23 protein-coding genes are annotated in these 26787 nt (G+C 42.3%); 20 read left to right on the plus strand and 3 right to left on the minus strand.

The genetic code is table 11. The features are described 5' to 3' along the window. Positions 1–195: 195 nt before the first annotated feature. Entirely contained in the window at positions 196–1170 is a 975-nt protein-coding gene (locus tag QO187_RS05530; RefSeq protein ID WP_102093630.1) for a hypothetical protein, read from the plus strand. Between the two features lie 129 nt (positions 1171–1299). On the opposite strand, the gene QO187_RS05535 is transcribed toward QO187_RS05530, so the two are convergent. After that, on the minus strand, positions 1300–1689 hold the full coding sequence (locus QO187_RS05535) for an SCP2 sterol-binding domain-containing protein (RefSeq protein ID WP_057760797.1): 390 nt from the start codon (positions 1687–1689) through the stop codon (positions 1300–1302). A gap of 866 nt (positions 1690–2555) precedes the next feature. Between QO187_RS05535 and ccoN the strand changes: the two genes are divergently transcribed. The 6 genes from ccoN (at position 2556) to QO187_RS05565 (ending at position 8745) form a co-directional block, all read left to right on the plus strand. Further along, positions 2556–4037 (plus strand): cytochrome-c oxidase, cbb3-type subunit I, encoded by a 1482-nt coding sequence (gene ccoN, locus QO187_RS05540; RefSeq protein ID WP_057760799.1) that lies wholly within the window; start codon positions 2556–2558, stop codon positions 4035–4037. A 9-nt stretch (positions 4038–4046) separates the two neighbouring features. Then, positions 4047–4685 carry a cytochrome-c oxidase, cbb3-type subunit II gene (gene ccoO, locus QO187_RS05545; RefSeq protein WP_102093628.1) on the plus strand — a complete coding sequence of 213 codons (639 nt, stop codon included), beginning with the start codon at positions 4047–4049 and terminating at the stop codon, positions 4683–4685. Next, the gene (locus QO187_RS05550; protein WP_010199605.1) at positions 4685–4867 is read left to right on the plus strand and encodes a CcoQ/FixQ family Cbb3-type cytochrome c oxidase assembly chaperone; all 183 of its coding nucleotides are present in this window, start codon (positions 4685–4687) and stop codon (positions 4865–4867) included. Before ccoO ends, QO187_RS05550 begins: the two co-directional genes overlap by 1 nt. Further along, the gene (locus QO187_RS05555; RefSeq protein ID WP_102093627.1) at positions 4864–6009 is read left to right on the plus strand and encodes a c-type cytochrome; all 1146 of its coding nucleotides are present in this window, start codon (positions 4864–4866) and stop codon (positions 6007–6009) included. The genes QO187_RS05550 and QO187_RS05555 overlap by 4 nt, the downstream gene beginning before the upstream one ends. A gap of 526 nt (positions 6010–6535) precedes the next feature. Then, positions 6536–7945 carry a cytochrome c oxidase accessory protein CcoG gene (gene ccoG / locus QO187_RS05560; RefSeq protein ID WP_102093625.1) on the plus strand — a complete coding sequence of 470 codons (1410 nt, stop codon included), beginning with the start codon at positions 6536–6538 and terminating at the stop codon, positions 7943–7945. A 218-nt stretch (positions 7946–8163) separates the two neighbouring features. After that, positions 8164–8745, plus strand: coding sequence for a FixH family protein (locus tag QO187_RS05565; protein ID WP_102093624.1), 582 nt, complete (start codon positions 8164–8166; stop codon positions 8743–8745). 97 nt (positions 8746–8842) lie between these two features. Here the strand turns inward: QO187_RS05565 and ttcA are convergent, their stop codons facing one another. Further along, a complete protein-coding gene (ttcA, locus tag QO187_RS05570; RefSeq protein WP_102093657.1) occupies positions 8843–9865 on the minus strand; it encodes a tRNA 2-thiocytidine(32) synthetase TtcA in 1023 nt (340 codons plus the stop codon). 434 nt (positions 9866–10299) lie between these two features. Between ttcA and queC the strand changes: the two genes are divergently transcribed. The 12 genes from queC (at position 10300) to QO187_RS05630 (ending at position 23871) form a co-directional block, all read left to right on the plus strand. Continuing rightward, positions 10300–11076 carry a 7-cyano-7-deazaguanine synthase QueC gene (gene queC / locus QO187_RS05575; protein ID WP_101205716.1) on the plus strand — a complete coding sequence of 259 codons (777 nt, stop codon included), beginning with the start codon at positions 10300–10302 and terminating at the stop codon, positions 11074–11076. A 344-nt stretch (positions 11077–11420) separates the two neighbouring features. After that, positions 11421–11750 carry a hypothetical protein gene (locus QO187_RS05580; protein WP_057760815.1) on the plus strand — a complete coding sequence of 110 codons (330 nt, stop codon included), beginning with the start codon at positions 11421–11423 and terminating at the stop codon, positions 11748–11750. A 175-nt stretch (positions 11751–11925) separates the two neighbouring features. Continuing rightward, on the plus strand, positions 11926–12423 hold the full coding sequence (locus QO187_RS05585; protein WP_102093622.1) for a peroxiredoxin: 498 nt from the start codon (positions 11926–11928) through the stop codon (positions 12421–12423). A gap of 144 nt (positions 12424–12567) precedes the next feature. Continuing rightward, positions 12568–14058, plus strand: coding sequence for a dihydrolipoyl dehydrogenase (locus QO187_RS05590; protein WP_102093621.1), 1491 nt, complete (start codon positions 12568–12570; stop codon positions 14056–14058). Between the two features lie 160 nt (positions 14059–14218). After that, the gene (locus QO187_RS05595) at positions 14219–15403 is read left to right on the plus strand and encodes a mechanosensitive ion channel family protein (protein WP_228153189.1); all 1185 of its coding nucleotides are present in this window, start codon (positions 14219–14221) and stop codon (positions 15401–15403) included. A 151-nt stretch (positions 15404–15554) separates the two neighbouring features. Further along, the gene (rlmKL, locus tag QO187_RS05600; RefSeq protein WP_102093617.1) at positions 15555–17861 is read left to right on the plus strand and encodes a bifunctional 23S rRNA (guanine(2069)-N(7))-methyltransferase RlmK/23S rRNA (guanine(2445)-N(2))-methyltransferase RlmL; all 2307 of its coding nucleotides are present in this window, start codon (positions 15555–15557) and stop codon (positions 17859–17861) included. Positions 17862–18140: 279 nt separating this feature from the next. Further along, positions 18141–18716 (plus strand): TerD family protein, encoded by a 576-nt coding sequence (locus QO187_RS05605; RefSeq protein ID WP_057760825.1) that lies wholly within the window; start codon positions 18141–18143, stop codon positions 18714–18716. A gap of 227 nt (positions 18717–18943) precedes the next feature. Next, entirely contained in the window at positions 18944–20011 is a 1068-nt protein-coding gene (locus QO187_RS05610) for a DUF475 domain-containing protein (RefSeq protein WP_102093616.1), read from the plus strand. A gap of 265 nt (positions 20012–20276) precedes the next feature. Further along, positions 20277–21197, plus strand: coding sequence for a glutaminase (locus QO187_RS05615; protein WP_102093615.1), 921 nt, complete (start codon positions 20277–20279; stop codon positions 21195–21197). A 454-nt stretch (positions 21198–21651) separates the two neighbouring features. Further along, complete coding sequence (locus tag QO187_RS05620) at positions 21652–22227, plus strand: TerD family protein (protein WP_057760832.1); 576 nt, start codon at positions 21652–21654, stop codon at positions 22225–22227. Positions 22228–22433: 206 nt separating this feature from the next. Continuing rightward, complete coding sequence (locus QO187_RS05625) at positions 22434–23186, plus strand: TIGR00266 family protein (protein ID WP_102093613.1); 753 nt, start codon at positions 22434–22436, stop codon at positions 23184–23186. Between the two features lie 76 nt (positions 23187–23262). Beyond that, positions 23263–23871, plus strand: coding sequence for a TerD family protein (locus QO187_RS05630; protein WP_057760836.1), 609 nt, complete (start codon positions 23263–23265; stop codon positions 23869–23871). A gap of 123 nt (positions 23872–23994) precedes the next feature. Here the strand turns inward: QO187_RS05630 and QO187_RS05635 are convergent, their stop codons facing one another. Further along, a complete protein-coding gene (locus QO187_RS05635; protein WP_102093612.1) occupies positions 23995–25269 on the minus strand; it encodes a TerD family protein in 1275 nt (424 codons plus the stop codon). A 288-nt stretch (positions 25270–25557) separates the two neighbouring features. Here QO187_RS05635 and QO187_RS05640 point away from each other — a divergent pair, with 288 nt between their 5' ends. Continuing rightward, positions 25558–26697, plus strand: coding sequence for an ATP-grasp domain-containing protein (locus QO187_RS05640; RefSeq protein WP_102093610.1), 1140 nt, complete (start codon positions 25558–25560; stop codon positions 26695–26697). Positions 26698–26787 lie beyond the last annotated feature (90 nt).

Below are 26787 nucleotides of genomic sequence, written 5' to 3' on the forward strand. Positions count from 1 at the left end.
CTTGCTATTAGCTGTACCAATACCTATATATTATATGCTAAAGACAATTGTCATTAACCCCTCATTGAGGTTTACTCGCTATTTACTGATAATATCGCTGACCATCATAAACCAATCATTTAAAATGTTGGATGGTACACAAGCAAATATAGTATTAGATACAAACCTCACGCTGACTTAATTTTGAGTATTTTCATGACCATAAATTATCAATACAAAAACATTCAATCTCCTACCAAGATCACGTTGACCGATGAGCAGTCTGCAGGTCACGCCGATCACTGGCGTATTCTGACCGATGATATGAGTCATGATGTGCCTAAATGGCTACAAAAAATGATCGAAGTCGCCGCGATGCCTAAAGGCCTGAACAACAACGTTAGTGCAAAAGACAGCTGCCTGCTTTTATCAGAAGATCAGCCATGCCATATTAATCAAGTGCTGGCGATGAAAGATGGTAAGCCAGAATGCTTTATCAATGCTTATCCCTGTGTCGATAGTCCTTACGGATTGAACTGCAAAATTGAGCGTGTCATCGCCAATGATAACTCGCACGATGCCGTGTTACGTTTACGTACTGCTGATGGCAGTATCATTTATGCGTTTGATCAACTCTATACGACCAACCGTCATCTGTATCAGCGCGACACCTCTTACTATGTCAACTTTAGTGCTTGGGCGCATGAAATTAAGCTAAGCGAGCAAAACGAAGTCATTATGGTCGAAGACCAAGAGTCTATCCGTTATCACCGTGCCTTTAACGACATCGTGGCGGCAAATGACGGAAAAATCCCTGATGACCTACAAGAGCAAATCAGTGAATGGAAACCTGAAACCAAAGAGCAGATGGCACCTGTCGAAATCAACTTGGGTCATATGTGTGCTTACTTGTTTGGCGATACACTAGGACAAGAAGATGAAGCTTGGTGTCAAGGTCAAGTACTTGGCAAGCAAGAAACCGTATTTAATGGTAAATCTATCATATTGTTTGACGTGGTGACGCTACGTGAGCAGGATGCAGATCCTTTCGTCGTGCGTATTGGTGCGCTCAACACTGCTGAAACCAATAGCATCAAAGTACATGACTACGTCCAAGCAAACGTATGGCTACAAGCAGCAATATACAAAGAAAACCAATCAAATGCGACGCAGCAATCAAAAGCTAGCTAGACTGTTTGAAAGACTTTTTATGCCTATTTGATTGCGCAATAAAAAGCCCCTAATATGAATTAGGGGCTTTTTTGTGTCTTACTGACTTACAACGCAAAAACGTAGCATAAAATTCGTATAAATATGCGATTAAGCCATCGTTGTCATTGATTTGATGCGAGTATACAACTCTTTTTGCTCTGCGCTTGGACGTGCAGTCTGTACGGCCATTAGCTGTGACATATCGCCTTCGACGCGGATTTTACCACTCATAAACGCACCCATGATTTGATTGGTATCAAAATCCGTGATGATAGACTGTAGAATATCGCGATCTAATAGCAGTGTCGTCGTTGCATTATCGTTCAAACCGCGATGCAGCAAACCATTTGCAAAATTGGCTTCGATAGTTTTATCAGCTTCAGCCACTTTTAGATTGACGACCATATTGGCAAGTACTGGCGGTAAATTTAACTCACCTGCTTCGTTGCCCATTTTTTCTACTTGCTCAAACCATTCATCTGTCAAAAAAACTGCCATATTATATTATCCTTAATTGATATTCTATCAGGCCAATATCCCTTGAAGTATTATTAGCCTAACTATTAGAATTATTAAAATGATTGCTATCAATAGACCTATGCAATACATAGCCATTAATGACGTTCAGCCTCATTATAAAGGGCGACTTGATAAGAAGTAAAACCTATTTATCGGCTCAGCAATGTTATTGTTACAAAACTTCTTTGCAAGCCTACGCTTATGTCTAGCGAGCGCTTCCCCTATTCAATCAAAATGAGCATCTAGAATAGTGACAAAATTGTGTATAAAATAGAGGAGTAGCACAGCAATAATAAGTTGCTCGCTAACATTTATACCAAAGAGTTTGTATTTTGGCGCATAGTTCTGATGATATTTAATTAGGATTGCGTTACAATACCCTTAAACAGAGTCGGGAGTTTTAACCAAACATTACATAATCGTGTTTTTTGTCAGCCGCCGCTAGCATACATCTATGGTCAATGCGTTTTAATAGCCCTATAGATATGGGTATCTATCTTCATTAGTACAGATTTTTTCGTAATAATTAAGATACATATTTAGCCTTATGAGATGTTTGATGCTCAAAACGGCGCGTCTTCTTATTTACCTTGATGATCTATTAACAATCCTACTATCGATTGACCTTGAGTAAGGTGTATGAAATGCCTATTTCTATTTATTAGTATTAACTAATAGACAGTAAGGGCCTAAATCGATAGTTCATGACGTCATTGCGCTAAATAAGCCAAAAAACAACATGTGTTGGCGCTAGTATAAATACAAATTTGAGAGTATTTATAGTGCAGACAACATAGATTGTTGGTTAATTCTGTTGATAATTCGGGCTGTAAAGGAATCATCCAATGAGTTTACAAAACACAGCAGTCGCCCCAGTTGACCGTGAGTATGAAATTACTATCGTAAGATTTTTTACGATCATGGCTGTCGTTTGGGGCATCGTCGGCATGAGTCTTGGTGTGTTCATTGCTTCACAGTTAGCATGGCCAGCACTCAACTTTGACATTCCATGGCTGACCTTTAGTCGTTTAAGACCACTGCATACCAATGCGGTGATCTTTGCGTTCGGTGGCTCTGCCCTGTTCGCAACGTCTTACTACATCGTTCAGCGTACCTGTAAGACGCGTTTATTTGCGCCATATTTGGCTTGGTTTACCTTTTGGGGTTGGCAAGCGGTTATCGTATCCGCTGTTATTACCCTTCCTCTAGGTTTGACCTCAACTAAAGAATACGCTGAGCTTGAGTGGCCGATCGATATCCTAATTGCCTTGGTATGGATCTCTTATGCCATTGTATTTTTTGGTACGCTCATCAAACGTAAAACCTCACATATTTATGTGGCTAACTGGTTCTTTGCCGCTTTCATCATTACGATTGCATTACTACACATCGTAAACAGCATGGCGATTCCAGTTAGCGCGTTCAAATCTTACTCGCTATTTGGCGGTGCAACTGATGCGATGGTGCAGTGGTGGTACGGGCATAATGCGGTAGGTTTTTACTTAACGGCAGCCTTCCTTGGAATGATGTATTATTTCGTTCCTGTACAGATTGGTCGTCCTATCTATTCTTATCGTTTGTCTATCGTTCACTTTTGGGCATTGATTGCTTCATATATGTGGGCCGGTGGTCACCATTTGCATTATTCAGCGCTTCCTGATTGGACGCAGTCTCTTGCTATGGTCTTCTCAATCATCCTGTTTGCACCATCTTGGGGTGGTATGATTAACGGTGTACTAACGCTATCAGGTAGTTGGGATAAGCTGCGTACCGATCCGATCATTCGCTTTATGATTGTTGCATTGTCGTTCTACGCGATGTCGACGTTCGAAGGCCCAATGATGTCTATCAAAACAGTGAATGCGCTATCGCATAACACTGACTGGACAGTTGGTCACGTACACTCAGGCGCACTTGGCTGGGTTGGTATGATTACGATTGGTTCGCTATACGTACTGTTACCACGTATTTATAACAAACCGAAGATGTACTCTATCAGCTTAATCACCACGCATTTCTGGCTTGCGACTGCAGGAACGATCTTCTATATCGTATCTATGTGGATCTCAGGTATTGGCCAAGGCATGATGTGGCTGGCTACTAATCCAGACGGTACTTTGGTATATAGCTTCGTTGATACTGTTGAATTCTCGCATTTCCCATATATTGGCCGTGCATTTGGTGGCTTCTTATATGTATCGGGTATGTTTGTAATGGCTTATAACTGCTATAAAACACTCAAAATGCCAGAAGGTAAGCCTGTAGATGTCGCTGATCCAACGGATCATGAACCTAGTGTCGAAAAACCTTCGACAGCTAACGTATAAGGAGCGATCATGGCTGGTACACCGCATGAAATTATTGAAAAAAATACAGGCTTGTTAGTCATTGGTATCGTGATTGCTATTAGTTTTGCAACTCTAGTTGAAATCGTGCCATTGATCTATGACAACAAGGGTCCTGAAGAAGGTGGGGTGAACGCTCCCCTTCCTGCAATGGAGCCTTGGACAGCGCTTGAATTTGAAGGTCGTGATATTTATATTCGTGAAGGATGTCACGTTTGTCATACTCAAATGGTTCGCCCACTACGTGCAGAAGTTGAACGTTACGGACCATATTCACGTGCCGCTGAGTCGACGTGGGATCATCCATTCTTATGGGGATCGAAACGCACTGGACCAGATTTAGCACGTGTTGGTGGCCGTTATTCTGAAGACTGGCAAAAGCAGCATTTGATTGCACCACGTTCGCTAGTGCCTGAGTCAGTTATGCCAGGTTTCCCTTGGTTAGCGACTAACGAAGTAGATGGCGAAAACGTTCAAGCTAAAATGCGTCTATTCCGCGATCGCTTCGGTGTTCCTTATACTGAAGAAGACATTGAAGGTGCTCCAGATGCAGTGCTTGGCGCTACTGAGCTTGACGCTTTGGTCGCCTATCTACAGCAGTTAGGTACCGCAATGGAAGGACAGCGCTAATGGGTATTGGTGAATTACAAACAATTGCGACCGTTTCTGCCTTTGTTGCCTTTGTAGGCGTTGCATGGTGGGCGTATTCGCCAAAAAACAAAAAACGCTTCGAAGAAGATGCACAACTTGCGCTTGATGACGAGGATATAAAGTCTCTGTCTGAAGAGCAGCGCAATAAGGATAAACGATGACATTTTTTTGGAGTTCTTGGATCACTGTATTTAGTTTTGCTTGTTGGCTATTTATTCTTGGCGTCCTTTTGATGGTTCTAAAGTACAAGCCAGAAGTAGAAGAAGACGGTACAACAGGTCATGAATATGATGGCATCCGAGAATACGACAAACCCCTGCCCAAGTGGTGGTTAGTGATATTTTTTGGCTCAATCGTCTGGGGCATCGCTTACTGGGTGTTTTTCCCAGCCATGTTCCCGAAACACTGGGAAGGTATCGCCACCGTAGAAGTCGATGGCGAAACGGTACCTTGGACCTCTAAAAACGAGTTGTTCAGTGAGCTTGAAAGCAACAACAAAGTATTTACTGATAACTTTGAAAAAAGCATTTTGGTAAAAGCAGACGCTGCAGGCGCGACTACGACACTTGGTACGCTAAACGAGTTACAAGCGACCATGCGTCGTAGCGAAAACCCACCAGCAGATCTACAGACTAAAATTGACGAAAAAGTTGCAGAACTTGCTCCTTACGTCGAGAAACTGTCTGAAAATCCAAATGCTTTAAAAGTTGGTAGCCGCTTGTTCCTACAGAACTGTTCTGTATGTCATGGCTCTAACGCTAAAGGTGCGACAGGCTACCCTAACCTAACAGACAATGATTGGTTATACGGCGGCGAAGCTAGCAACATTCTGACTACGCTACATAATGGTCGTATTGGCGGTATGCCTGCTTGGCGCGATCAGATCGGCGAAGACGGTGTACGTGCAGCTTCTGAATATGTATTGTCACTATCTCCAAATAACGGTAGTAAGAGTAACGGTGAACTTGACCAAACTTTGGTTAATCAAGGCGAAGCTATCTTTAAGCAGCAGTGTGCACTATGTCACTCTGAAAGCGGTAAAGGTATGATTTCAGCAGGTGCACCAAACTTGACTGACAACATCTGGTTATATGGCGGTGAGCGTGAGACTGTACGTAATACATTACGTTATGGCCGTGCTGGCGTTATGCCTCAGTGGGAAACTAAGCTAGGTAATGAGCGCATCATGCTACTTGCTGCTTATATCTACTCACTATCAGATAAAACAGGCAAATCACCTGAAGCAGCACCAGTTACTGCTGCTACTCAGCCTGTAGCAACTGAAGAAGCAACTGCTAACTAATACGTTGTTACTGTACTGAATATGGACGAGATTTAATGAAGGGAGAACTGTTATTGCAGTTCTCCCTTTTGCGTATAGCGGTATTGTTTTTTATTTAGAAATGACAGTGATGAGCGGCTATCAACACTAGAAAACGTTCTCGTATATTCGTTGCTTTTTACGATTATCACCCCATTATTAGTAGGGAGAATGTTAGAATAGCTATTTTTTAAAATAGTCTATTGGTCATGGCTTTATATCGCTCTGACTCAATCACATAACACGATAGTCAATTTCGCATAAATCAGATACAGGCTTGTTTAGCCTACTACTTGTAGTACCTTTACTCCCCTTGCCTGTATCAAGGTTATGTTGAACCGACTATATTTACAATCGATCATTTGGTAAGCAGATTAGAAAGTTTTTTATCGAATTTTTTATCCGCTATTTACTGACATTGATAACATCATACACTCATATACCTCGACGCTAGAGGTGTTTGTTCATCATGCCAGCAGACTGATTCTTTTTTTAAAGAGGCACGTTTATGTCAGCACAACAATCTAATAAAATCCCCGTACAGCAGGTCGATCTGGATGCAACCAAGCATCGTGTACACCCGAGGTTTGTCACAGGTTTTTATCAAAATATTCGTGTCATCACGATGTATGCTCTTTTGGCGGCTTTTTTACTTTTGCCGTGGCTGCGCTATAATGGCAGACAAGCAATATGGTTTGATGTTCCCTCACAGCATTACTATATTTTTGGTTTGACTTTTTTGACTCAAGATTTTTATTTTATTGCCGCATTTGCCATTATTGCAGCGTTTACTTTGTTTATGGTGACTGTATATGCTGGCCGCGTTTGGTGTGGTTATGCTTGTCCACAAACCATCTGGACGCATCTCTACCAGTACGTTGAAAAATGGGTCATTGGTGATCGTAATAAACGCATCAAGTTTGATAAAGCACCGTTAAGTGCGAGCAAAGTGTTCAAGCGCACGGTGGTATATTCAATTTGGTTTTTGCTTTCTGTGATTACAGCAGCGACCTTTGTTAGTTATGTGGCGGGAACAGATTCTCTATATCACAGCTGGCAGTCAATAGGAGTAATTCCATTCCCTGACTGGCCAACATGGGTATGGGTTTCAATGTTTATCTTCACCTTCGCTACTTATGCCAATGCAGGCTACATGCGTGAGCAGATGTGTGTACAGATTTGTCCTTATGGCCGCTTTCAGAGTGTGATGTTTGATAAAGACACATTGATCGTATCTTATGATTATGAACGCGGTGAGCCACGCGGTGCCCGTAAAAAGGGCACAAATCCAGAGCACCTGGGCGACTGCATTGAATGTACCATGTGTGTGCAGGTCTGCCCTACTGGTATCGATATTCGTGATGGTTTGCAAGTTGGCTGTATCCAGTGTGCAGCTTGTATTGATGCCTGTAACGAAGTGATGGACAAGGTCGGCTATCCGCGTGGACTGATTCGTTATACGACCGAACGTCAGTTAGCAGAAAAAGAGCCAAGCCGCGTACTACGCCCACGATTATTTGCTTACTTGACATTGTTAGCCGTACTATGTGGCGGTGTTATATATGCGCTGACCGATCGCGTGCCCTTAGAGATTGATATTCGCCGTGACCGTAATCAGTTGTCATCTATCAATACCCAAGGCATGATTGAGAACAGCTATATCGTCAAGCTGACCAACAAAACCCAAGAGCCTCACAATTATAAAATAACGCTCGCACCGCAAGAGGGTTTGAGTTTAGAGCTACGCTTCAACGATGTACCTTTAGAAGCAGGCGAAAGCTTCGATATGCCAGTTAGTATTTATGGTGATCCTGATGTGATAGAGTTTGGCCAAACGCCTGTCACGCTAAATGTAAGTAGCGAAAATGGCAAGTATAAGGTAAGTAAGCAAAACATCTTTACGACCCAAGGTCAGTAAGTCATCAGCAGCCCTATTGTTTAATTTCATGTATGTCATTCGGTCGTCTGTAGCTAGTGCAAGTAGTTAAATAGCTAATTGTTATAGTGATAGGCTATCGAATAAATGTTTTACCATTAAACTGGCAGCGCTTAGCCGTCAAATTGTCCGTTGATACCATTTGTCGATATCTGATAAGCAGATCTTTGATAAATAAGTATCTGATGAATAGGTATTTTATGTCTAATCCAGCACCGAACTTTAAACATCAAGATAAGCAGCCATGGTATAAAAATTACATGGTCGTTATCTTTGTGATTGGCATGCCTGCTGCGGTCGTGATCGCTTGTATTTGGTTTGTTTATTACTCTTACCAGATCCGTGATAGCGTGGTACGTGACGACTGGTATATGGATGGCAAAACGCTCTATCATGATGTATCCCGTGATAAGCTCACGTATGACTTAGACTTGCATGGACAAATGCAGTTTGCAGAAAATGGCGATATTGTGTTTTATCTTAACTACCCTGAGCAAAGCGTCCAGTCAGGCAAGCTGCTAAACGGCACACCACTTACTTATCCTGATACGTTGGAACTTTCTATTTCTCATGCAACGGATATCAAAAAAGACCGCGATGTTGTCCTTAAGCATGTTGAGGGCAATAAATACAGTGCACAAGTCGATATTGATCCTGTAAAAGCCAAGTATTACCTACAGGTTAGCAACGACGGTAAAGATGATTGGCGTATGCAAGATGTCGCAAAACTGCCTCGTTCAAAGGTCAGCTTTGACCCACTACCAGTTTTTGCTAAGAGTTAATACTGTTAGTAGCACTTAGACGTGAAAAAACCAGCCAATCTCTGACGAGTGGCTGGTTTTTTTTGAGCTATTTAATATAGCCCTAATTCATAAACTACTAAATCACAGGGTTAATCGTTGGAATTTTCTGTGCTTTACGCTCGTTTTGTGCGGCTTTATCCGTCTCTGTTGAATAAGGCTTATCACTAGCGAACTTAGGATTGAACGTTTGCGTCCTTGGCGATACAGGTAAACCAATCTCAGCCAAACTATCTGTCTGACCAGCTTGAATATTGTCGCCTTCAAATAAACGCTCATCATTATCGCGATCAAGACTGAGTGTTTCAAAATCAAACAATTCACGATCAGCTAACTGTGATGGCGCGACGTTTTGCATGGCCTTAAAGATAGAAGCCAAACGCTGCGGATGAGCATCATCCCATTCACGGAGCATATCGTTGATGATGGCGCGTTGTAGATTGGTCTGGCTACCACACAGGTTACAAGGAATGATTGGGAATTCCTTTAATTTGGCATATTCAATAATGTCTTTCTCTTCGACATAGGCCAATGGGCGAATCAGCATATTTTGCTTGTCATCACTCAGCAGTTTGGGCGGCATGGATTTGAGCGCACCACCATGGAATAAATTCAAAAAGAAGGTCGCTAGCATATCGTCACGATGATGGCCAAGGGCAATCTTAGTCGCGCCAATTTGTTTAGCAAAGCCATATAGTGAGCCGCGGCGCAGACGAGAGCACGCAGAGCAGTAAGTCTTGCCTTCTGGCACCACACTTTTGACGATGCTATATGTGTCTTTTTCTAAAATATAGTGGGCAATGCCCTGCTCGTTTAGATACGCAGGTAAGATGTCTTCCGGATAGCCTGGCTGCTTCTGATCAAGATTGACAGCGACGATATCAAAATGAATCGGTGCAATGCGTTTTAGCAGTAATAAAATATCAAGTAAGGTATAGCTGTCTTTACCACCCGAAACACAGACCATCACCACATCGCCATCTTCGATCATATTAAAATCGCGGATTGCCCAAGAGACTTGGCGACGCAGCTTCTTTTGTAGTTTACGAAAGTACGCTGATTCGGTAGGTGCTTGCGCATCGGCAAACTGCTCATCAATCATGTCCTCATCATTGCCATCTTCAGAGACGTCATCGTACTCTCTACTGTCAGTACTGATGTCTAAAGCCTGAGTATCAAAGCTCGTTGCATCAGATACATCATCAGCTTGAGAAGGAATATTTGGCGTAAATAAGGTTGCTGCGATCATAAGTTACTCAATATCTTTATAAGGGTGATTTTACTATAAAGCGATTTGCGATAAGGCTTTTAAAGCATTATCACCAATGTCATGTGACTGATACTTTAAAAGCTGCGATTATAACAAATATTGCTAACAGATTGAAAAGATGACAGTAATACCGACTTTATTTTATTACGATGCTGTTTAAATTTGCTTTGGTAGCTTAGTGACGGGTGATTGGTCGCTTCGTGGTTCTGTAGTAGACGTATTTTTGCTAAAATAGCCGTTTTCGTAAACCAATAATAGATATCACTATGACTAACGTTACTTTGCAAAACACCCCCAATCAAGTATCAGATGCTGATTTAGCTGCTCTTACCAAAAGCCAGAATGCGGTTGTCCTTTTATCAGGCGGTCTCGATTCGGTGACTTGCTTATATTGGGCAAAAGCGCGCTATGCATCAGTAACAGCAGTCAGCTTTAACTATGGTCAGCGTCATAATAGTGAACTTGTGGCCGCAAAGACCATCGCTGAGACAGCAGGCGTCAATCATAGAATCATCGATATTGATATCGCACAACTGGGTGGCTCTTCATTGACAGACCACAGTATGATCGTGCCAGACGGTGATTCGGACAAATTCCCTAGCAAAAAACGCGACGAAATCGATAACGACGCTATTCCTAATACCTACGTGCCTGCGCGCAACACAATATTCTTATCGTACGCGTTAGCAGTCGCCGAAGTCGCTGATGCAAATCATATTGTCATCGGTGTCAGCTCAGTTGACTATTCTGGCTATCCTGATTGTCGCCCAGAGTATATAGCTGCCTTTGAACATATGGCCAACCTTGCGACAAAAGCGGGCGTTACTGGTCATCGCTTATCGATTCAAACGCCATTGCAGCAATTATCAAAAGCCCAAACTATTGAGCTTGGTCTGTCATTAGGTGTCGATTATGGACAGACGATTTCTTGTTATCGTGCAGATGCCAATGGGCTTGCTTGCGGTGTTTGTGATAGTTGCGCATTGCGTCGTCAAGGCTTTGCCCAAGCTGGCGTAACCGACCCTACTCATTATCAGTCTTAATTAATTTTAGTCAGTCCTATATAAGTTGGGTACGGTATCAGGCGCGCTTAGTCTACTACTCGTATTACGTTTACTCGCCTATCTTGTACCCAAATCATATAAAGCTAACTATGTATTAGCGCTAAATGTTGCGTGGCATGACGATACCCATCAACATTCGCGCAACATTCGCTTGCATTAACACAGCACGTCGTTCTTGTATTCTAATCGACATACTTGCTATCGTATGAACGATTATATTTATCGAAAGATGTACCTGACGATATCGGTCACTCATATATTGATGAGTTGACTTTGCATTGAGCAAAAGATAAAAAATTGACGCTACCCGTAAGAGGAAATTTATGAAGTTGTTGCCAGTACTACCCCTAGCCTTAGCGGCCCTGTTTGCCATGCCACAAGCCAACGCTGCTGACATTAAGCAAGACAATATCAATTCATGTGTCAATGGCGCAGTCAAATACAAAGTCGCTGACAAAAGCAACGCAACCAAACTATGTAACTGTACTATTGGTGTGCGCAGCAACATGACTATCGGTCAAATGTGGGAAATCGAAAGCTACGCACAAGACAAGAAAGACCCTTCTAACCTGCCATATGTGAAAGCGATGCAAAAAGATTTGCAGCAGTGCACCGTTGGTTTGGATTTGAAGAAGCCGCAAAAACCTGCTTAACTTCTAATCGTTTGATATACAAAAGACTGGCTATTGCCAGTCTTTTTTGTTGCCAATGAATGGGCAAAGTGTAAAACTGATTATTTATTTCTACTAATCTGCCTATAATAAGAACACTATAAATAGAACCATCATTAAGCCAATACACATAACTAAAACTAATAAGGATTTTACAATGGCCAAGCCAACAACAGAAACCATTCACCTACCTGATTTTCCAGTAACTATAGTACGCAAGCTTGCTGGCAATTTTATTCATGATGAAATCAATTTAAAAGAAATGGTCGCTAATACTGATAAAGGCTTGATTTTATATTTTTATCCCAAAGACAATACGCCAGGTTGCACCACACAGGCAACAGAGTTTACCTCGCACCTTCATGATTTTGACGAATTGGGCTACGACATTATCGGCGTCTCTCGTGACAGCGTTGAATCTCATGAAAAATTTATCGACAAGTATGATTTACAGATTCCACTCATCAGTGATGCCGACGAAAAGCTATGCCAGTATTTTGACGTTATCAAAGAAAAGAATATGTATGGCAAAGTTACGTTAGGCCTTGTACGTTCAGCATTTGTATTCAATAAAGACAGCGAGCTGACTCATGCGCAGCGTAATCTACGTGCCAAAGACTACACCAGTCGCTTACTGACTATATTGGCGCCGTAATTATTGGTTCTGTAATTAAATTAGTATTATTGACGTTATAGTTGAATCAGTATTAATCATAAGAACGATAAAAACCGAATAAAAAATATAAGCCAAGAATTCAGTCTATTACTGAATATAACCTTGCCCCTATTAGAGAATAATATGAATAAACAATCTGACACGACCACCGACGATACGCCGAAAGAAGTCACGCGCAAAGTATCTGTCGCTATTATTGGCGCGGGTACCGCAGGTCAAAATGCGTTTCGCCAAGCAAGTAAAATCAAAGATGATGTGGTCATTATTAATGAAGGGTTTTGGACCACGACCTGTATTGCGGTCGGCTGTATGCCTAGTAAGCTGTTAATTGCAGCTGCTGATCGCGCACATGATGCCAATCATTCTGCTGAATTTGGTATCCATGCGACCGCGCAAATCGATGGCAAACGAGTCATGGAGCGTGTACGTGACGAACGCAGTCATTTTGCCAGCTACATTAAAAAACAAGTAGACAGCTGGCCTGATCATAAGAAAATCGACGGTCGTGCTCGTATCAATGAGCAAGGGCTAATCGAGGTCAATGATGAGCTGATTGCTGCTGAGCAAATCATTGTCGCCACAGGTAGCTCGCCGTTTATTCCTGATGGATGGGCGGATAAGCTTGGTGATACCATGCTAACATCTGATAGTGTCTTTGAGCTTGAAGACTTACCAAAAACGATGGCTGTCGTCGGTGCTGGTGCCATTGGTCTAGAGCTTGCACAAGCATTCACACGTTTAGGTGTAGAAGTCACGCTGCTAAACCGTGCCAAACAAGTGGCTGGTCTAAAAGATGATAATATTAATAATAAAGCCATGGATTGCTTAAGTCATGAATTAACTATGCATCTAGGCAGCGAAATTACCGATGTAGGCACAAAAGCAGATGAAGGTAATAAAAGTGCATTTATCGAGTATGAAGACAGCTCTGGTGAGTCTCAGCAATGGCAAGGCGAGTACGTATTAGTTGCTACTGGTCGTCGCAACAATATTAAGCAGCTAGGTGTCGAAAACTTGGGCGTTGAGCTAGACGATAAGAACCGTCCAAAAGATTTAAGTAAAAAAACAGGCCAAATTGGCGACTTAAACGTTTATATCGTTGGTGATGCCAATGCTAATATTCCGTTACTGCATGTGGCCAGCGATGAAGGCTATAGTGCGGGCAGCATGGTCTGCGAAAATACAGAAGCGGCCTATATTCGCCCACCTGCGACGCCGTTTTCTATCGTATTTTGCTCACCGCAAATCGTCAATGTTGGTATGTCTTTACCAGAGATTCAAAAAGATTCAGAACTTGAATTTGTTATCGGTAGTGTGAGCTTTGATAATCAAGGACGTAGCCGTGTAATGGGTGTCAATTGCGGGCTGCTACATATCTATGGCTGCAAAAAGACAGACAGAATTTTAGGTGCTAGTATGGTCGGTCCTGATGCTGAATATATCGGTCATATACTTGCTACAGCGATTACCAATGATTTGAGTATCAAGGCTATGCTCGATACCCCTTTTTATCACCCAACGATACTAGAGGGGCTACGTACAGCGTTACGTGATGTGCAGTACAAAATGGAGATACCTTTCCAATCTTTAGATACCCAAAAGGATAGTTCTTAATTGACCATTTAGCTAAGTCCTCAAGTTAGCAATGCTTTCAATTTGGTAGTAATTAGTTTTAAGCGTTACTTTATTTGATTGCCTTGACGACTTGAGGTAATTTATAAATATATATTCATTTATAATTTTTTGTACAAACACATCCTGCATGGACGAAAAAATGCCAATCGCTAGTGTTACCGACTTTTTTAAAGAGATCATTCGCGACTTACATACTAGCCTATATCTTGCTCTCGGCGGCTCTATCGATGAAGAGTCCCTTAATTGGTCCTCTCAAGCAGTAGAACTGGCGAGCACTGGCATCAAAATCCTAATACTGCTTGCGGTATTGGGATTTTTTTATTGGTTGGCCAATTATATCCTTAGGCAAAGCCGCGCCAAAATTAGACTAAATGAGCGCCGCACCAAGATTGTCCGTTCAGTTTTGCGCTATGTCTGGATTGTCGCCAGTCTGATAGCGATTATGAGTCAGATAAACTTTGAGCCAGAAACCATCAAAGCCACTGCGAAGGCAAGCACTTGGGCGGGCATCTATTACGTACTTTGGGCATCATCAGGACAAATCATTCACAGAGTCCTACAGCATTATGGTCTCAATGCTTCCATAGAGCAGCTACTCAAAAATATTTTATCTGTACTACTATTGGTACTCGGGCTTGCCAGCGTTATGGCGCAATTTGGCTTTGACATCGTATCCTTAGTCGCAGGTTTGGGTATTGTTGGTTTGGCAGTAGGTTTCGCCGCTCAATCGACACTTGCTAATTTTATCGCTGGTATTACCATTCTGCTTGAGCAGTCTTTTCAAGTCGGTGATTGGATTCATATCAATGATAATGAAGGGCGTGTGGTACTTATCGCGTTGCGCACCACTCATATCCTCACTCGAGACAATATTACTGTCATTATCCCAAACTCTAACGTTGCCTCATCAGAAGTCATTAACCTGACTTCCAAGAACTTTATCCGTTTTGATATTCGCGTACGTATCGCGTTCGAAGATGATATAGAAACAGCTCGCAAGGAAATCTTGCAAGTACTCAGCGATACCGATGCGGTGCTTAATCGTCCTGAGACTTCAGCGACCGTGGCAGAAATTGGTGAGTACGGGGTATTCTTTATCGTACGCTTTTGGGTCAAACCAGCAGCCGTTGCCCGCATACCCAAAATCAAAGAAGTGCTACAAGAAGAGATTAAAATCGCGTTTGACGCGGCTAATATCTCTACGCCCTATCCGCATATGCGCTTGCTGATGCCAAAGGATGTTGACTACCCTATCGCGACCAAGCCCTTTGCAACCACCACTCAAATCGTCCCGGAGGAATTACCACTGACGAAGGGTGAGTAGAGAATTTATTGTCACGTATTTGACTATCACATAGTCAAAATCTTAAACACGGCTACTTTGAACCATCCTACTGTGAATTATGGTAAAATTGCCGGTTACACCGATTATCTTATTATTTGCTTTTTTGTCAATTTAGCCCACAGGTACCCGTATGACCGAACAAACCGCGCCCGCATCTCTAACAGCAGCTTCACCAGAGTTGTCGCTTGATCTTATTATTACCTGTGCCGATGGGCTTGAGTCACCATTGCAGACTGAGCTAACCAGTTTTGGCATTGACAGCGAAATCAAAAGTACCGGCCGTCTAGCTGTAACTGGTGGCTTACGTGAACTATATACCATCTGTCTATGGTCACGTGTGGCCTCACGAGTATTGATGCTGATTAAACGTAAAAACATCAATGCAGAATACGACGTTGCAGAGCAGCTATACGGCTTGGCAAAATCGGTCAATTGGACTGAGCAATTTAGCCTAGAGCAAACCTTTGCTATTCGTTTGTCTGTCGATAAGCGTGTCGCTGTCAGTCAGCAATTTGCCATGCTACGTATCAAAGATGCTATTGCCGATACGTTTAACGAAGTTTACGACAGCCGCCCTAACGTCGATAGCAAAAACCCAGACTTCTCTGTTTTTGCTACCATCAATGATAAGCAAGCTGAGTTGTATTTAGATTTATCTGGTACCAGTTTGCATCGCCGTGGTTATCGTGTGGCCATGACAGAAGCACCTTTAAAAGAAAACTTGGCAGCCGCCCTACTCTATAGCGCTGGTTGGCACAAGAAAAATGAAGCTGGCGACGCACCTTTCTATAATGCGTTAATTGACCCAATGTGCGGCTCTGGAACGTTCCTTATCGAAGCGTTATTGATGCATTGCGACTATGCCGTGGGTATCGACAAAGCCGCCAATCAATTTGGTTTTTATCAATGGCAACATCATGACGAGACGCTATGGCAGCAGATGATTGATGATGCACAGATACGTTTCCGTGAAGGCTTAGCCATCGCTAATGAGCAGCCAGACACCCTACCGCTGATTTTGGGATTTGATGCAGATAGTGGCGCGATTATCGCCACAGAAAAAAACCTGATTGCCGCTGGCCTACAAGACTTGCTACCGCTACTCGACATTGAAACGCGCGCCCTTGACCGGCTAAGCAGTGTGCTAAAGCCTTTGGTCGATGATGGTCGATTGAGCAACCCTCTAATTATCACCAACCCACCTTATGGTGAGCGTTTGGGCGATGAGGAGATGATTAAACCATTGTATCAAGCGATTGGGCTTATTCTGCAAGACAGCTTTGCCGGTAGCGGCATTGATCCGATGCTTGGTATATTGGCCTCTCATGTCGAGCAAGTCGATATCTTGCCGATTAAAGAGCCAAAAACCTTACGCTGTCATAATGGTGCCATTACCGTTTATTTCCGCTATGGCACATTGATTGCTGGGCAAACAGGCAATCTTGTGAGCCGCTTTGAGAAACGTGAGATTGAAGTAGAAGACGGTCAAGACTTTATTAACCGCCTGCAAAAGAATCTTGCCAAGCTGAAAAAACTGGCTAAAAAAGACAATGTCAGTAATATACGTGTCTATGACGCTGACCTGCCTGATTTTAAAGTGGCTATCGACTTATATGGTGACTACGCGCATGTGCAAGAATATGCGCCGCCGAAAACCATACCACCCGAGACCGCCAAAAAACGCTTTAACTTGGCATTGATGGGTATCCGTGAAGTCTTCGATATTAACCGTGAACAGATCTTTATCAAAACGCGTGCCCGTCAGTCTGGCAACGATCAGTACAGCAAGCAGAACACCACAGAAAAACGTGGCAAGTTTCATGTTGCGCGTGAAGATGGTGCTTACCTTTACGTCAATTTTACAGATTACTTAGATACTGGTCTGTTTATCGATCACCGTAATATGCGTGCTCGTATTAAGGACAACAGCCACGGTAAAGCAGTACTTAACCTGTTTGCTTATACTTGTACCGCAAGTGTGCATGCAGCGCTTGCTGGTGCGAAGAAGGTCACTAGCGTTGACTTGTCACAGAACTATCTAGATTGGGGCAAACAAAACTTTGTCTTGAACGGTTTGGATGTTAGCCGCAATAAGTACCAGTTCGTTGCTGCCGATATCTTTGAGTGGATTAAAGACAATACCGAACAGTTCGATGTTATCTTTATTGATCCACCAACCTTCTCAAACTCTAAGAAATTCCAAGGTACTTTTGATGTGCAACGTGACCATGCGGCATTGATTAATCGTGCCATGAACCGCCTCACCTCTGATGGTGTCTTGTACTTTTCTAACAACTTTACGCGTTTTGAGTTAGATGAGCAGTTGACTCAGCGTTATGAGATCATTGATATCACACAAAAAACCATTGGCTTTGATTTCAACATCAAAAAGCCGATTCATCAAAGCTTTGAGATTCGTCATCGTCAAAGTCTATAATTCGAAGTTTTAGATTTACAGTTTAGAATCTAAAGTCCGTAAACAGGATTTTGATAAGTAAGACTATAGATATATAGTGGCAATATAAGTACCTGAAACTTCTGTTTTTTGCCGAATGTATATGAAATATAACAATGGTCCAATCAGCTTTGATTGGGCCATTTTTTGTTGCTATGATAGAGCGTTACTAGGCGATGGATTTGCGCAGTTATTGCGTAAGCATCGCCTTTTTTCGATGACTTTATAAAACCACTAATGTCTAATAAAAAGGATAACACCATGGCTTTATCACTTAATAAAGGCGGTAATTTATCGCTAACGAAAACTGACCCAAATTTAACCAAGCTACTTATCGGTCTTGGTTGGGATGAGCGTGCCACTTCTGGTGCTGAGTTCGACCTTGATGCTAGCGTATTTTTGCTAAATGGCGCGGGTAAAGTGCGCGGCGATCATGACTTCATCTTTTATAATCAGCTGAAGTCTGACAATGGCGCTGTCGAGCATACTGGTGACAACCGTACTGGCGAAGGCGACGGTGATGATGAAGTTATCAAAGTAAACCTCACTCAAGTACCTGCAGACGTAGATAAAGTAGTCGTGACAGTGACTATTCATGACGCTGCAGCGCGTAGCCAGAACTTTGGTCAGGTCGCAAACGCCTTTATCCGTGTCGTTAACGAAGAGACTGGCACTGAAGTGGTACGTTTTGATCTAGCAGAAGACTACTCTGTAGAGACAGCGATGGTGTTTGGCGAAGTATATCGTCACAATGGTGAATGGAAATTCCGCGCTGTTGGTCAAGGCTATTCTGGCGGCTTGCAAGCGATGTGTCAGCAATACGGTGTTGATATCTAAAACCATTATTTACTGGTATTTAGTCTATTATTAGTCACCGTCATCACGTCCAAAATAGCAAACCGCCATCGTTGCAAATAGTCACAATTTTTAATGACCAAATGACTAGTAATGCTTTCCGTTTCGTTTAAAATTATGCATAAAAAGTGGTTAGCAATAACCGCTTTTTTGCGGTTCATGCCTATACTAGGTAGACCTTAGCTTTACGCAACCAGACAGGATGTGTCATGAGACATTTTTATTTAGACTTTATCTTCACTATCATTGCCTTAGCGATAGCGGCATGGTGGGGATATTCACATGGTGGTATGGGTGGGATGATCACCACGCTATCTATTACCGCTATTTTGGCCGTCATGGAGATTTCATTATCGTTTGATAATGCGGTGGTCAATGCTTCAGTCCTCAAGGGCTGGGACGAATTTTGGAAAAAGATATTTTTAACCGTTGGTATCCTAATCGCTGTATTCGGTATGCGATTGGTCTTCCCTATTGTCATCGTCGCGGTTACTGCTGACCTTGGTATGATGGAAGTCATTAACTTGGCTTTATATAGCCCTGAAGAGTACTCAGCAAGACTGATGGCACACCATGCGGAAATCTCAGCATTTGGTGGTATTTTCTTACTATTGGTATTCTTGAACTTTATTTTTGATGACAAAGAAGTACATTGGTTTGACTGGCTTGAGAGCCGTTTAGCCAAGCTAGGTAAAGTCGATGCCATGAGCGTATTTGTAGCGCTTATCGTCTTGATGATTGCGGTATCATGGGCCAATGCAGAGCAGTCAAGTGCTGTCCTAATCGCAGGTGTTTGGGGTATCTTGGTTTATCTGGGCGTACAGGTTGTATCAGGTATGCTTGAGGGCGATCTGGAAGAAGACTTAGAAAACGAAGAAAATGGTTCGGGCGCTGCGGCGACCAGTGCTATCATGAAAGGCGGTATCATTGGTTTCTTATACTTAGAAGTCCTAGATGCCTCATTCAGTTTCGATGGTGTGATTGGCGCATTTGCAATCACCAATGACGTAATTGTTATCATGTTAGGTCTTGCAATTGGTGCGATGTTCGTACGTTCTATGACTATCTTCTTGGTAGACAAAGGCACGCTTGACGAGTTCATCTATCTTGAGCATGGCGCACATTATGCAATCGGCGCATTGGCACTGATTATGCTATTGTCAGTGAAGTTCCATGTACCAGAGATTATCACTGGTCTGATTGGTATTGCCTTTATTGGTTGGGCGCTGCTAGCGTCACTTCAGCATCGTAAAGCTGAGAAAGCAAGCTTAAACTAAGGCATGTTCTCAGTGTAATCTGTATTCAGTGTAGTCTGTATCTAGTTATACATCTAAGCAGGTCATATCATCAGGTATGGCCTGTTTTTTTGTCATACTGTTTTTGTCACCCTATCAGGTCATATCGAAGTCCAAAAAATATCGAAATAACCAATAATTGAGACAATCAATGGTTAAAGTTACGTTTGCCCTGTTACTATTACCCTATCTTCAGTTAAAATCCTCGTCCTTAAATAAATTGTCGAAATAAGACCCTATAAACGATATGCAAAACATTCTTGATGATATTGCCGCAGAGATGGCAAGAGAAACTGATCGCGGCAAAGTAGCAGATTATATCCCGCAATTGGCTCATATTGATCCTAATCAGTTCGGTATAGCCGTAGCGACTCCTGATGGGCATATGTATACAGCAGGTGATGCAAGCACTCTGTTTTCCATCCAAAGTATCTCTAAGGTATTTACCTTAACCATTGGTCTTGGCAAGCTAGGCGATACACTTTGGACACACGTCGGGCGTGAACCATCTGGCGATCCTTTTAATTCAATTGTGATGCTCGAGCATGAGTCTGGTCGACCGCGCAACCCATTTATCAATGCTGGTGCCATTGCCGTGGTGGATGCTATTATGATGGGGCATAAACCCAAAGAAACACTGGGTGAAATCCTGCAGTTTGTTCACCTCATTGCAGATGATGAGTCAATTCGCTTTGATCACAAAGTAGCGGCTTCTGAGATGGCGCACAAGGACCGGAATGCCTCTCTGGCGCACTTTATGAAATCCTTTGGTCGTTTAAGACACGATGTGGACAATGTATTAGGTACGTATTTTCATCAGTGCTCAATTGCAATGAACTGCCAACAGTTGGCCAGCGCCGGTCTTTATTTAGTGTCTAACGGAGTTGATAAACACTCAGGAGTACGTGTAATCAATGAAAAACGAGCACGCCGTATTAACTCATTGATGATGATGTGTGGTCATTATGATGGTTCTGGCGAATTTGCTTACCGTGTGGGCTTACCAGGCAAAAGTGGTATTGGTGGCGGTATTTTGACGATAGCACCTGGTAAAGGGTCTATCGCTGTCTGGTCACCAGGGCTTGATCATGTAGGTAACTCTAAGCTTGGACTAAAAGCACTAGAGCGCTTTGTACAAAAAACTGGCTGGTCGGTTTTTGCAGAATAAGAGATACATGTATATTTATCTAAATAGGTTTTTTATATAATGCCATGCTCTCATACTAGCTGCGAAGCATACCTAAGCCATGAGTTAGTTTATTCTAAGCCCATATAGTCAGTCGGTGTTTTTTAAAGCGATTGTTTTATCTAAGCTACCTTTGTGCTAAATCCCTTTTGTATGAAACATTACTTTTCATAACAATATCTTAACGACTATTGCTAAGTTGATTAGAAATTATCAAAGATACAGAAGTATTATGTCCCTTAGTAAGCATATAGTAAGTGCACAAAATACGCCTTGCTTAGTGAGCAAACGCTTAGTATAGTAAAACGTAATGATATGCAGGGCATAGCGTACAGGTAAGTTTTTATTATTTGCTCTGAGGTATCAGTCACTGCACAACTTTTAGTTTATTTTTTATCACTCAATCCACTTAACTATTAATCCAAAGGATATTTGTATGGCTATTAGCTTAACAAAAGGCGGCAACGTAAACTTATCAAAAGAAGCGCCAGGTTTAACTAACATTACAGTCGGTCTAGGCTGGGATCCACGTGCCACTGACGGCCAAGAGTTTGATTTAGATGCAATCGGTTTCTTGATTAACGAAGCAGGCAAAGTCCGTAACGACCAAGATTTTATCTTTTTCAATAACCTAAAATCAGACAACGGTGCTGTTGAGCATACTGGTGATAACCGTACTGGCGAAGGCGATGGCGATGATGAGAAAATCAAAATCAATCTTGCAAGCATCCCAGCTGATGTCAACAAAGTAGCTATCTGCGCCATCATCTATGAAGGCCAAGCACGTAACCAAAACTTCGGTCAAGTTGGTGATGCTTATATCCGCGTTGTAAACGACAATGGCGAATCTGAAATCGCTCGTTACGACCTATCAGAAGACGGCAGTACTGAAACAGCAATGATTTTCGGTGAATTATATCGTCACAGCGGTGATTGGAAATTCCGTGCGGTTGGTCAAGGCTTCAGCGGTGGTCTTGGACCATTAGCAGCCTCTTATGGCGTAAATGTTTAACGTTAAAACCAACGTAAACGTTTAGCAAGCCAATTATCATAATCAGACGTCTGGTTATGATCTAATGAGCCATCAAGTGTGCCCCTTTAACGCATTTGATGGCTTTAAATTTAATTGGCTTATCATTAAAAGCTATAGAGCACATAAAAGCACACGCACACATTAAGAGCATTTAACAAAGATATTAGAATAAGGATTTGCAAGCCATGGCCGCAACATTCAGTTTAATCGGTACTATTGAACCTTTTTTGCATTGTAATCTTAAAAAAGGCGATTCAATTTATTGTGAAGCCAATGCAATGGTGATGATGGAGTCCAATCTTGAGCTGAAAGGTAAGCTACAAGGTGGGCTGATGCAGTCACTGATGCGCCGCTTTGCAAACGATGAATCGTTGTTTCAACAGCAGATTGAAGCGGTTAATGGTGAGGGCGACTGTCTGCTTTCGCCTACGCTCGATGGTGATATGCAAATCATAGAAGTTGGCAAACAGCAGTATACCTTGAGTGATGGTGCTTTTGTCGCGGCCCAAACTGGCGTCGATATCAGAGCCAATATTCAACGCAACTTAGGCGGTGCAGTATTTGGTGATACAGGCGGCTTTATGGTGATGCAGACCCAAGGCCAAGGCCAAGTCGTGGTATCTGGTTTTGGCTCGTTGTTTGAAATTGATGTCACACCAGACAAAGACGTCATCATTGATAATGGTCATGTAGTCTGCTGGGATTCGAATCTTGAATACAAGTTGTCAGTTTCGACCAGTAAGAAAAAAGGCATCATGAGCAATATTATTAACTCCGTCACCAGTGGCGAAGGTATGGTTCTGAACTTCTCAGGAAATGGCAAAGTCATTATTTGCTCGCGCAATCGTGACAGTTATCAAGGTTGGATACAAAGCGTCCTAGGTAGTAGCTCAGGCGGACGTGGTGGCGGTGGTGGCTTTTTAGACAATATCTTATAGTGCCTTTCGCAATTTATAACATTCTTTAGCATTATTTTTAAACGGTTTTACTCACAATTATTATAAGGATACTCACATGGCAGTTAGTCTTCAAAAAGGTCAAAAAATCTCCCTAAGCAAAGAAGCTGGTGGCGAGCTGACTCAAGTTAAACTAGGTCTAGGCTGGGATGTTGCTCAAGGGCCACAAGATAAAAAAGGTGGCTTCTTAGGAAAATTATTCGGCGGCGGTTCTGGCGGCGATTCTATCGATTTAGATGCTTCATGCATCATGTTCGATGCTAACAAGCAAGCGGTCGATGCAATTTGGTTCAGTCAGTTAAAATCGAAAGACGGCAGTATCGTGCATACTGGTGATAACCGTACTGGCGACGGTGATGGCGATGATGAAGTCATAAACGTTGACCTCTCAAGAGTACCTGCTAATGTGGTCTCATTGGTATTTACGGTCAATAGCTTTACTGGTCAAACGTTTGAGACAGTAGAAAATGCTTTTTGCCGTATCGTTAATGCCAATAACAATAGTGAAGTAGCACGTTATAACTTATCTGCCCAAGGTGGACACACAGCAATGGTAATGGCAAAAGTTTATCGTCACAATAATGAATGGAAAATGCATGCGATTGGCGAGACAGCTTCTGGCCGCACCTTCCACGACTTAATGCCTGCTATCACACCGCATGCATAATTGACTTGAGACTTTAACTGGATTATTACCAATCTAGTTAAATAGTTTATTTGAAAAAAGAGCGGTCCATCTATCAATAGTTGGGCCGCTCTTTTATATTTATTATTTAGATCTTAAAAAACACTATTTACGTCCACGTTTCCAACTAAAGCCCCAGTTAAACGCTTTGTCCATTTCTTGATGACCTTTGAAGTATTGGTTGATACGCTCAACATTGATACTGCCTTGTTGATTGACCAAACGGGCAATGGCACACATTGGTAGATTACCAGCACCTTCGGTCAAACGTGTCTCAATCGGTGATTGCTCTGGCACATGGATAGTCACAACCCCATCGGTTTTTTCCCAGTTAGGTGCGCCTTCGTAAATAAACGCAAAGATAAATACTTCTTCAATCTGCGACCATTGCTGACCATTGATATCTAGCCATTCACCGCCGCTTACCTGCCCCGTTCTATCATCCGCACGTAAACAAACATAAGGCGCTGATTGCAAGCTACCAAAGCGATTGCCCAACGCTTGAATCAAAGTTTTTTCACCATTTTTTAGATGAATCATAGCGCCAACATCTAGATCGATACCGCTTGATTGATGCTGCTTAAACAAATCACCCAGTATGCCTTTCTTAGGTGTTGATTTATCATTTTGCGGGCGTTGATTCCAATCTAAATTGACCGAAATTTTGCCAAAATCATCACGTTTTTTAAGATTAATGCTAGATTGATTTTTAGTTAAGGTTATTTTACTTAAGTTAATTGAAGAGTTAGCAGGAATCGGTGGCGGATTGTTGGCTTGAGACGTGTTGCCTGCTTTTTGCGTATTGATTGGTCGCTGCGTGTTGATAGGTTGAGGTTGGCTTTGTGCAGGGTTATGATTTTGGGCAGGCGCTTCATCAGCGATTTCCACACCAAAATGCTCAGATAAAGGCTTTAGCCCTCCCTCAAATCCTTGGGCAATAAAACGAAATTTCCAGCTTCCTTGTCTGCGATAGCATTCAGCCAATATAATGGCTTTTTCATTACGGCCTGCGCTACTCAGCTGACAGGTCATCAGTACTTGATTGCCTTGCAGAACTTGAATGTCCACATCGCCAACTTGTGACAGTGTTTGCGCACTAGAAAACGCTAGGGCAATTTTCTCAATACTTGCAGGCTGTGCAGACAAATTAATATCAAAAAACCCATCACTGTCATGACCACGGAAGCTAACATTACCATCATCGCTACGTGTCTGACCATAAAATATCATGTCTCCATCACCGCGTACTTTGCCGTCAGTAGTCAGACGATAAGCGGCACAATCGATGGCATTTTGGCTTAAAATACGAATGCTAATATTGTCAGTCGGTAGTGGCGCATTGGCACCTGCAATTAGTTTTTGAGGTTGGTTTTGACTCATCATACGTCCTTTGGATTATTTATTATGCTGTTGTCATTGTCATGCCTACTATCATCATATAGTAGCATGGATATCATGAATTTTTTGAATCAGACAATCGCGATATAAGCACTAAAGTCGTTCTTACAAATCCCTAGGACTATTTTATCAGAGGCGTTTATAACGCATATCATTTGTATATAATACGTCCTATTAAACCGTATACCTTTGCTAATATTACAACTAGATTTGCAGTAGCAGTATTGACTTGCCCATTCCCCTACACCTAATGATAACGCTGAGAGAATTATGAATAATCTTGCTGACAATAGTAACCCTTCAATACCAGTAGCAGCGTGGTTAGCTGAAGGTCAATCTAGCCAGCGTGATATGTTGGAGAGCTTACAAAGTCTAAAGAGCAAATCAAATAAGCCCTTTCAAGTTTTTGCCTCACACCGTCATGATAGACCTGAGATTTTCGAATTTGCCGATATGGTTTATCGCGAGCCATCTGACTCGATTATAGATACTGATATCCAAATGACTGATGAAACTGCCATACCACGCTGGCAATTCGTATTGGAGCAAGCTCAAAAGCATAACGTAAAAGTACTACTGACTGGGCGCAATGGTATTGATTATGAAGTGCATCGTGAGAAATTTGACGCTGCGGGTATTCGCTTATTGACGGGCGCAACCAGCGTAACGGCACTAGAATCAATCGATGATAAATTTGCTTTTATGCAGCATTGTCACACTCATAACATTCCAGTGGCAGACGCATGGCGTTTTGACAATACGGCGGAGCTTGAGGCTTTATTAGCCGAGCATGGTGACCAACCTCTATGTGTTAAACCTGTTGTCGGTATTTTTGCCCAAGGGTTTTGGCGACTGGACTCTGGTAAAGAATATGGCGAGCAATATGATAGCTTTGAGCACTTATATTTTACTGAAGAGAAAAAAATCAACACAGCTCAGTTTGTGAATGCCTATACCAACAGCCAAATGGTACACGAGCGCCCTATTCCAATGCTGCTAATGCCTTATCTGTCAGGGCAAGAGTACTCTATCGATGTAGTCTGTGAATATGGCGAAGTCCTAGCTGCTGTCACTCGTCATAAAACAGGAAAGATACAACACGTTGGTTATGAGCAGTCTGTCATGGATGTCGTAATCCCATTGATTAGGGCTTTTGGCTGTGATGGTATCGTCAGTGTACAGACCAAAGCTGATGATAGCGGTCAGCACCGAGTTCTTGAAATTAATAGCCGTCCATCAGGTGGCATTGGGTATACCTCTCATAGTGGGATTGATTTGACTCAAGCTGGATTTTCTTATTGGTTGGGGCTATCAGAGAGACCTAACTTAGAGACCAATATTCAGCATATTAAACCATGCCAAGTACGCTCTATTATGATGAGTGTCAAAATTGAAAAGGATGATGAATAAATAATCCGCTACGCATACACGTGGTTAGCAGATGATTTGAACGGACACAAAAAAGGTTTTTAGATATTAATCTAAAAACCCTTGTTTATT

The sequence above is a fragment of the Psychrobacter sp. Arc9 genome (genome assembly GCF_041431295.1).
Classification (GTDB): Bacteria; Pseudomonadota; Gammaproteobacteria; order Pseudomonadales; family Moraxellaceae; genus Psychrobacter.

What these genes read in the sequence shown, in the direction of transcription:
- QO187_RS05550 (WP_010199605.1), top strand. Translation starts at nt 4,685, where the DNA reads ATGGGTATTGGTGAATTACAAACAATTGCGACCGTTTCTGCCTTTGTT.
- QO187_RS05590 (WP_102093621.1), top strand. Translation starts at nt 12,568, where the DNA reads ATGAATAAACAATCTGACACGACCACCGACGATACGCCGAAAGAAGTC.
- ccoN (WP_057760799.1), top strand. Translation starts at nt 2,556, where the DNA reads ATGAGTTTACAAAACACAGCAGTCGCCCCAGTTGACCGTGAGTATGAA.
- QO187_RS05555 (WP_102093627.1), top strand. Translation starts at nt 4,864, where the DNA reads ATGACATTTTTTTGGAGTTCTTGGATCACTGTATTTAGTTTTGCTTGT.
- ccoG (WP_102093625.1), top strand. Translation starts at nt 6,536, where the DNA reads ATGTCAGCACAACAATCTAATAAAATCCCCGTACAGCAGGTCGATCTG.
- QO187_RS05595 (WP_228153189.1), top strand. Translation starts at nt 14,219, where the DNA reads ATGCCAATCGCTAGTGTTACCGACTTTTTTAAAGAGATCATTCGCGAC.
- QO187_RS05630 (WP_057760836.1), top strand. Translation starts at nt 23,263, where the DNA reads ATGGCAGTTAGTCTTCAAAAAGGTCAAAAAATCTCCCTAAGCAAAGAA.
- QO187_RS05640 (WP_102093610.1), top strand. Translation starts at nt 25,558, where the DNA reads ATGAATAATCTTGCTGACAATAGTAACCCTTCAATACCAGTAGCAGCG.
- QO187_RS05605 (WP_057760825.1), top strand. Translation starts at nt 18,141, where the DNA reads ATGGCTTTATCACTTAATAAAGGCGGTAATTTATCGCTAACGAAAACT.
- QO187_RS05585 (WP_102093622.1), top strand. Translation starts at nt 11,926, where the DNA reads ATGGCCAAGCCAACAACAGAAACCATTCACCTACCTGATTTTCCAGTA.
- QO187_RS05565 (WP_102093624.1), top strand. Translation starts at nt 8,164, where the DNA reads ATGTCTAATCCAGCACCGAACTTTAAACATCAAGATAAGCAGCCATGG.
- QO187_RS05625 (WP_102093613.1), top strand. Translation starts at nt 22,434, where the DNA reads ATGGCCGCAACATTCAGTTTAATCGGTACTATTGAACCTTTTTTGCAT.
- queC (WP_101205716.1), top strand. Translation starts at nt 10,300, where the DNA reads ATGACTAACGTTACTTTGCAAAACACCCCCAATCAAGTATCAGATGCT.
- QO187_RS05620 (WP_057760832.1), top strand. Translation starts at nt 21,652, where the DNA reads ATGGCTATTAGCTTAACAAAAGGCGGCAACGTAAACTTATCAAAAGAA.
- QO187_RS05615 (WP_102093615.1), top strand. Translation starts at nt 20,277, where the DNA reads ATGCAAAACATTCTTGATGATATTGCCGCAGAGATGGCAAGAGAAACT.
- rlmKL (WP_102093617.1), top strand. Translation starts at nt 15,555, where the DNA reads ATGACCGAACAAACCGCGCCCGCATCTCTAACAGCAGCTTCACCAGAG.
- ttcA (WP_102093657.1), bottom strand. Translation starts at nt 9,865, where the DNA reads ATGATTGATGAGCAGTTTGCCGATGCGCAAGCACCTACCGAATCAGCG.
- QO187_RS05535 (WP_057760797.1), bottom strand. Translation starts at nt 1,689, where the DNA reads ATGGCAGTTTTTTTGACAGATGAATGGTTTGAGCAAGTAGAAAAAATG.
- ccoO (WP_102093628.1), top strand. Translation starts at nt 4,047, where the DNA reads ATGGCTGGTACACCGCATGAAATTATTGAAAAAAATACAGGCTTGTTA.
- QO187_RS05635 (WP_102093612.1), bottom strand. Translation starts at nt 25,269, where the DNA reads ATGAGTCAAAACCAACCTCAAAAACTAATTGCAGGTGCCAATGCGCCA.
- QO187_RS05580 (WP_057760815.1), top strand. Translation starts at nt 11,421, where the DNA reads ATGAAGTTGTTGCCAGTACTACCCCTAGCCTTAGCGGCCCTGTTTGCC.
- QO187_RS05610 (WP_102093616.1), top strand. Translation starts at nt 18,944, where the DNA reads ATGAGACATTTTTATTTAGACTTTATCTTCACTATCATTGCCTTAGCG.
- QO187_RS05530 (WP_102093630.1), top strand. Translation starts at nt 196, where the DNA reads ATGACCATAAATTATCAATACAAAAACATTCAATCTCCTACCAAGATC.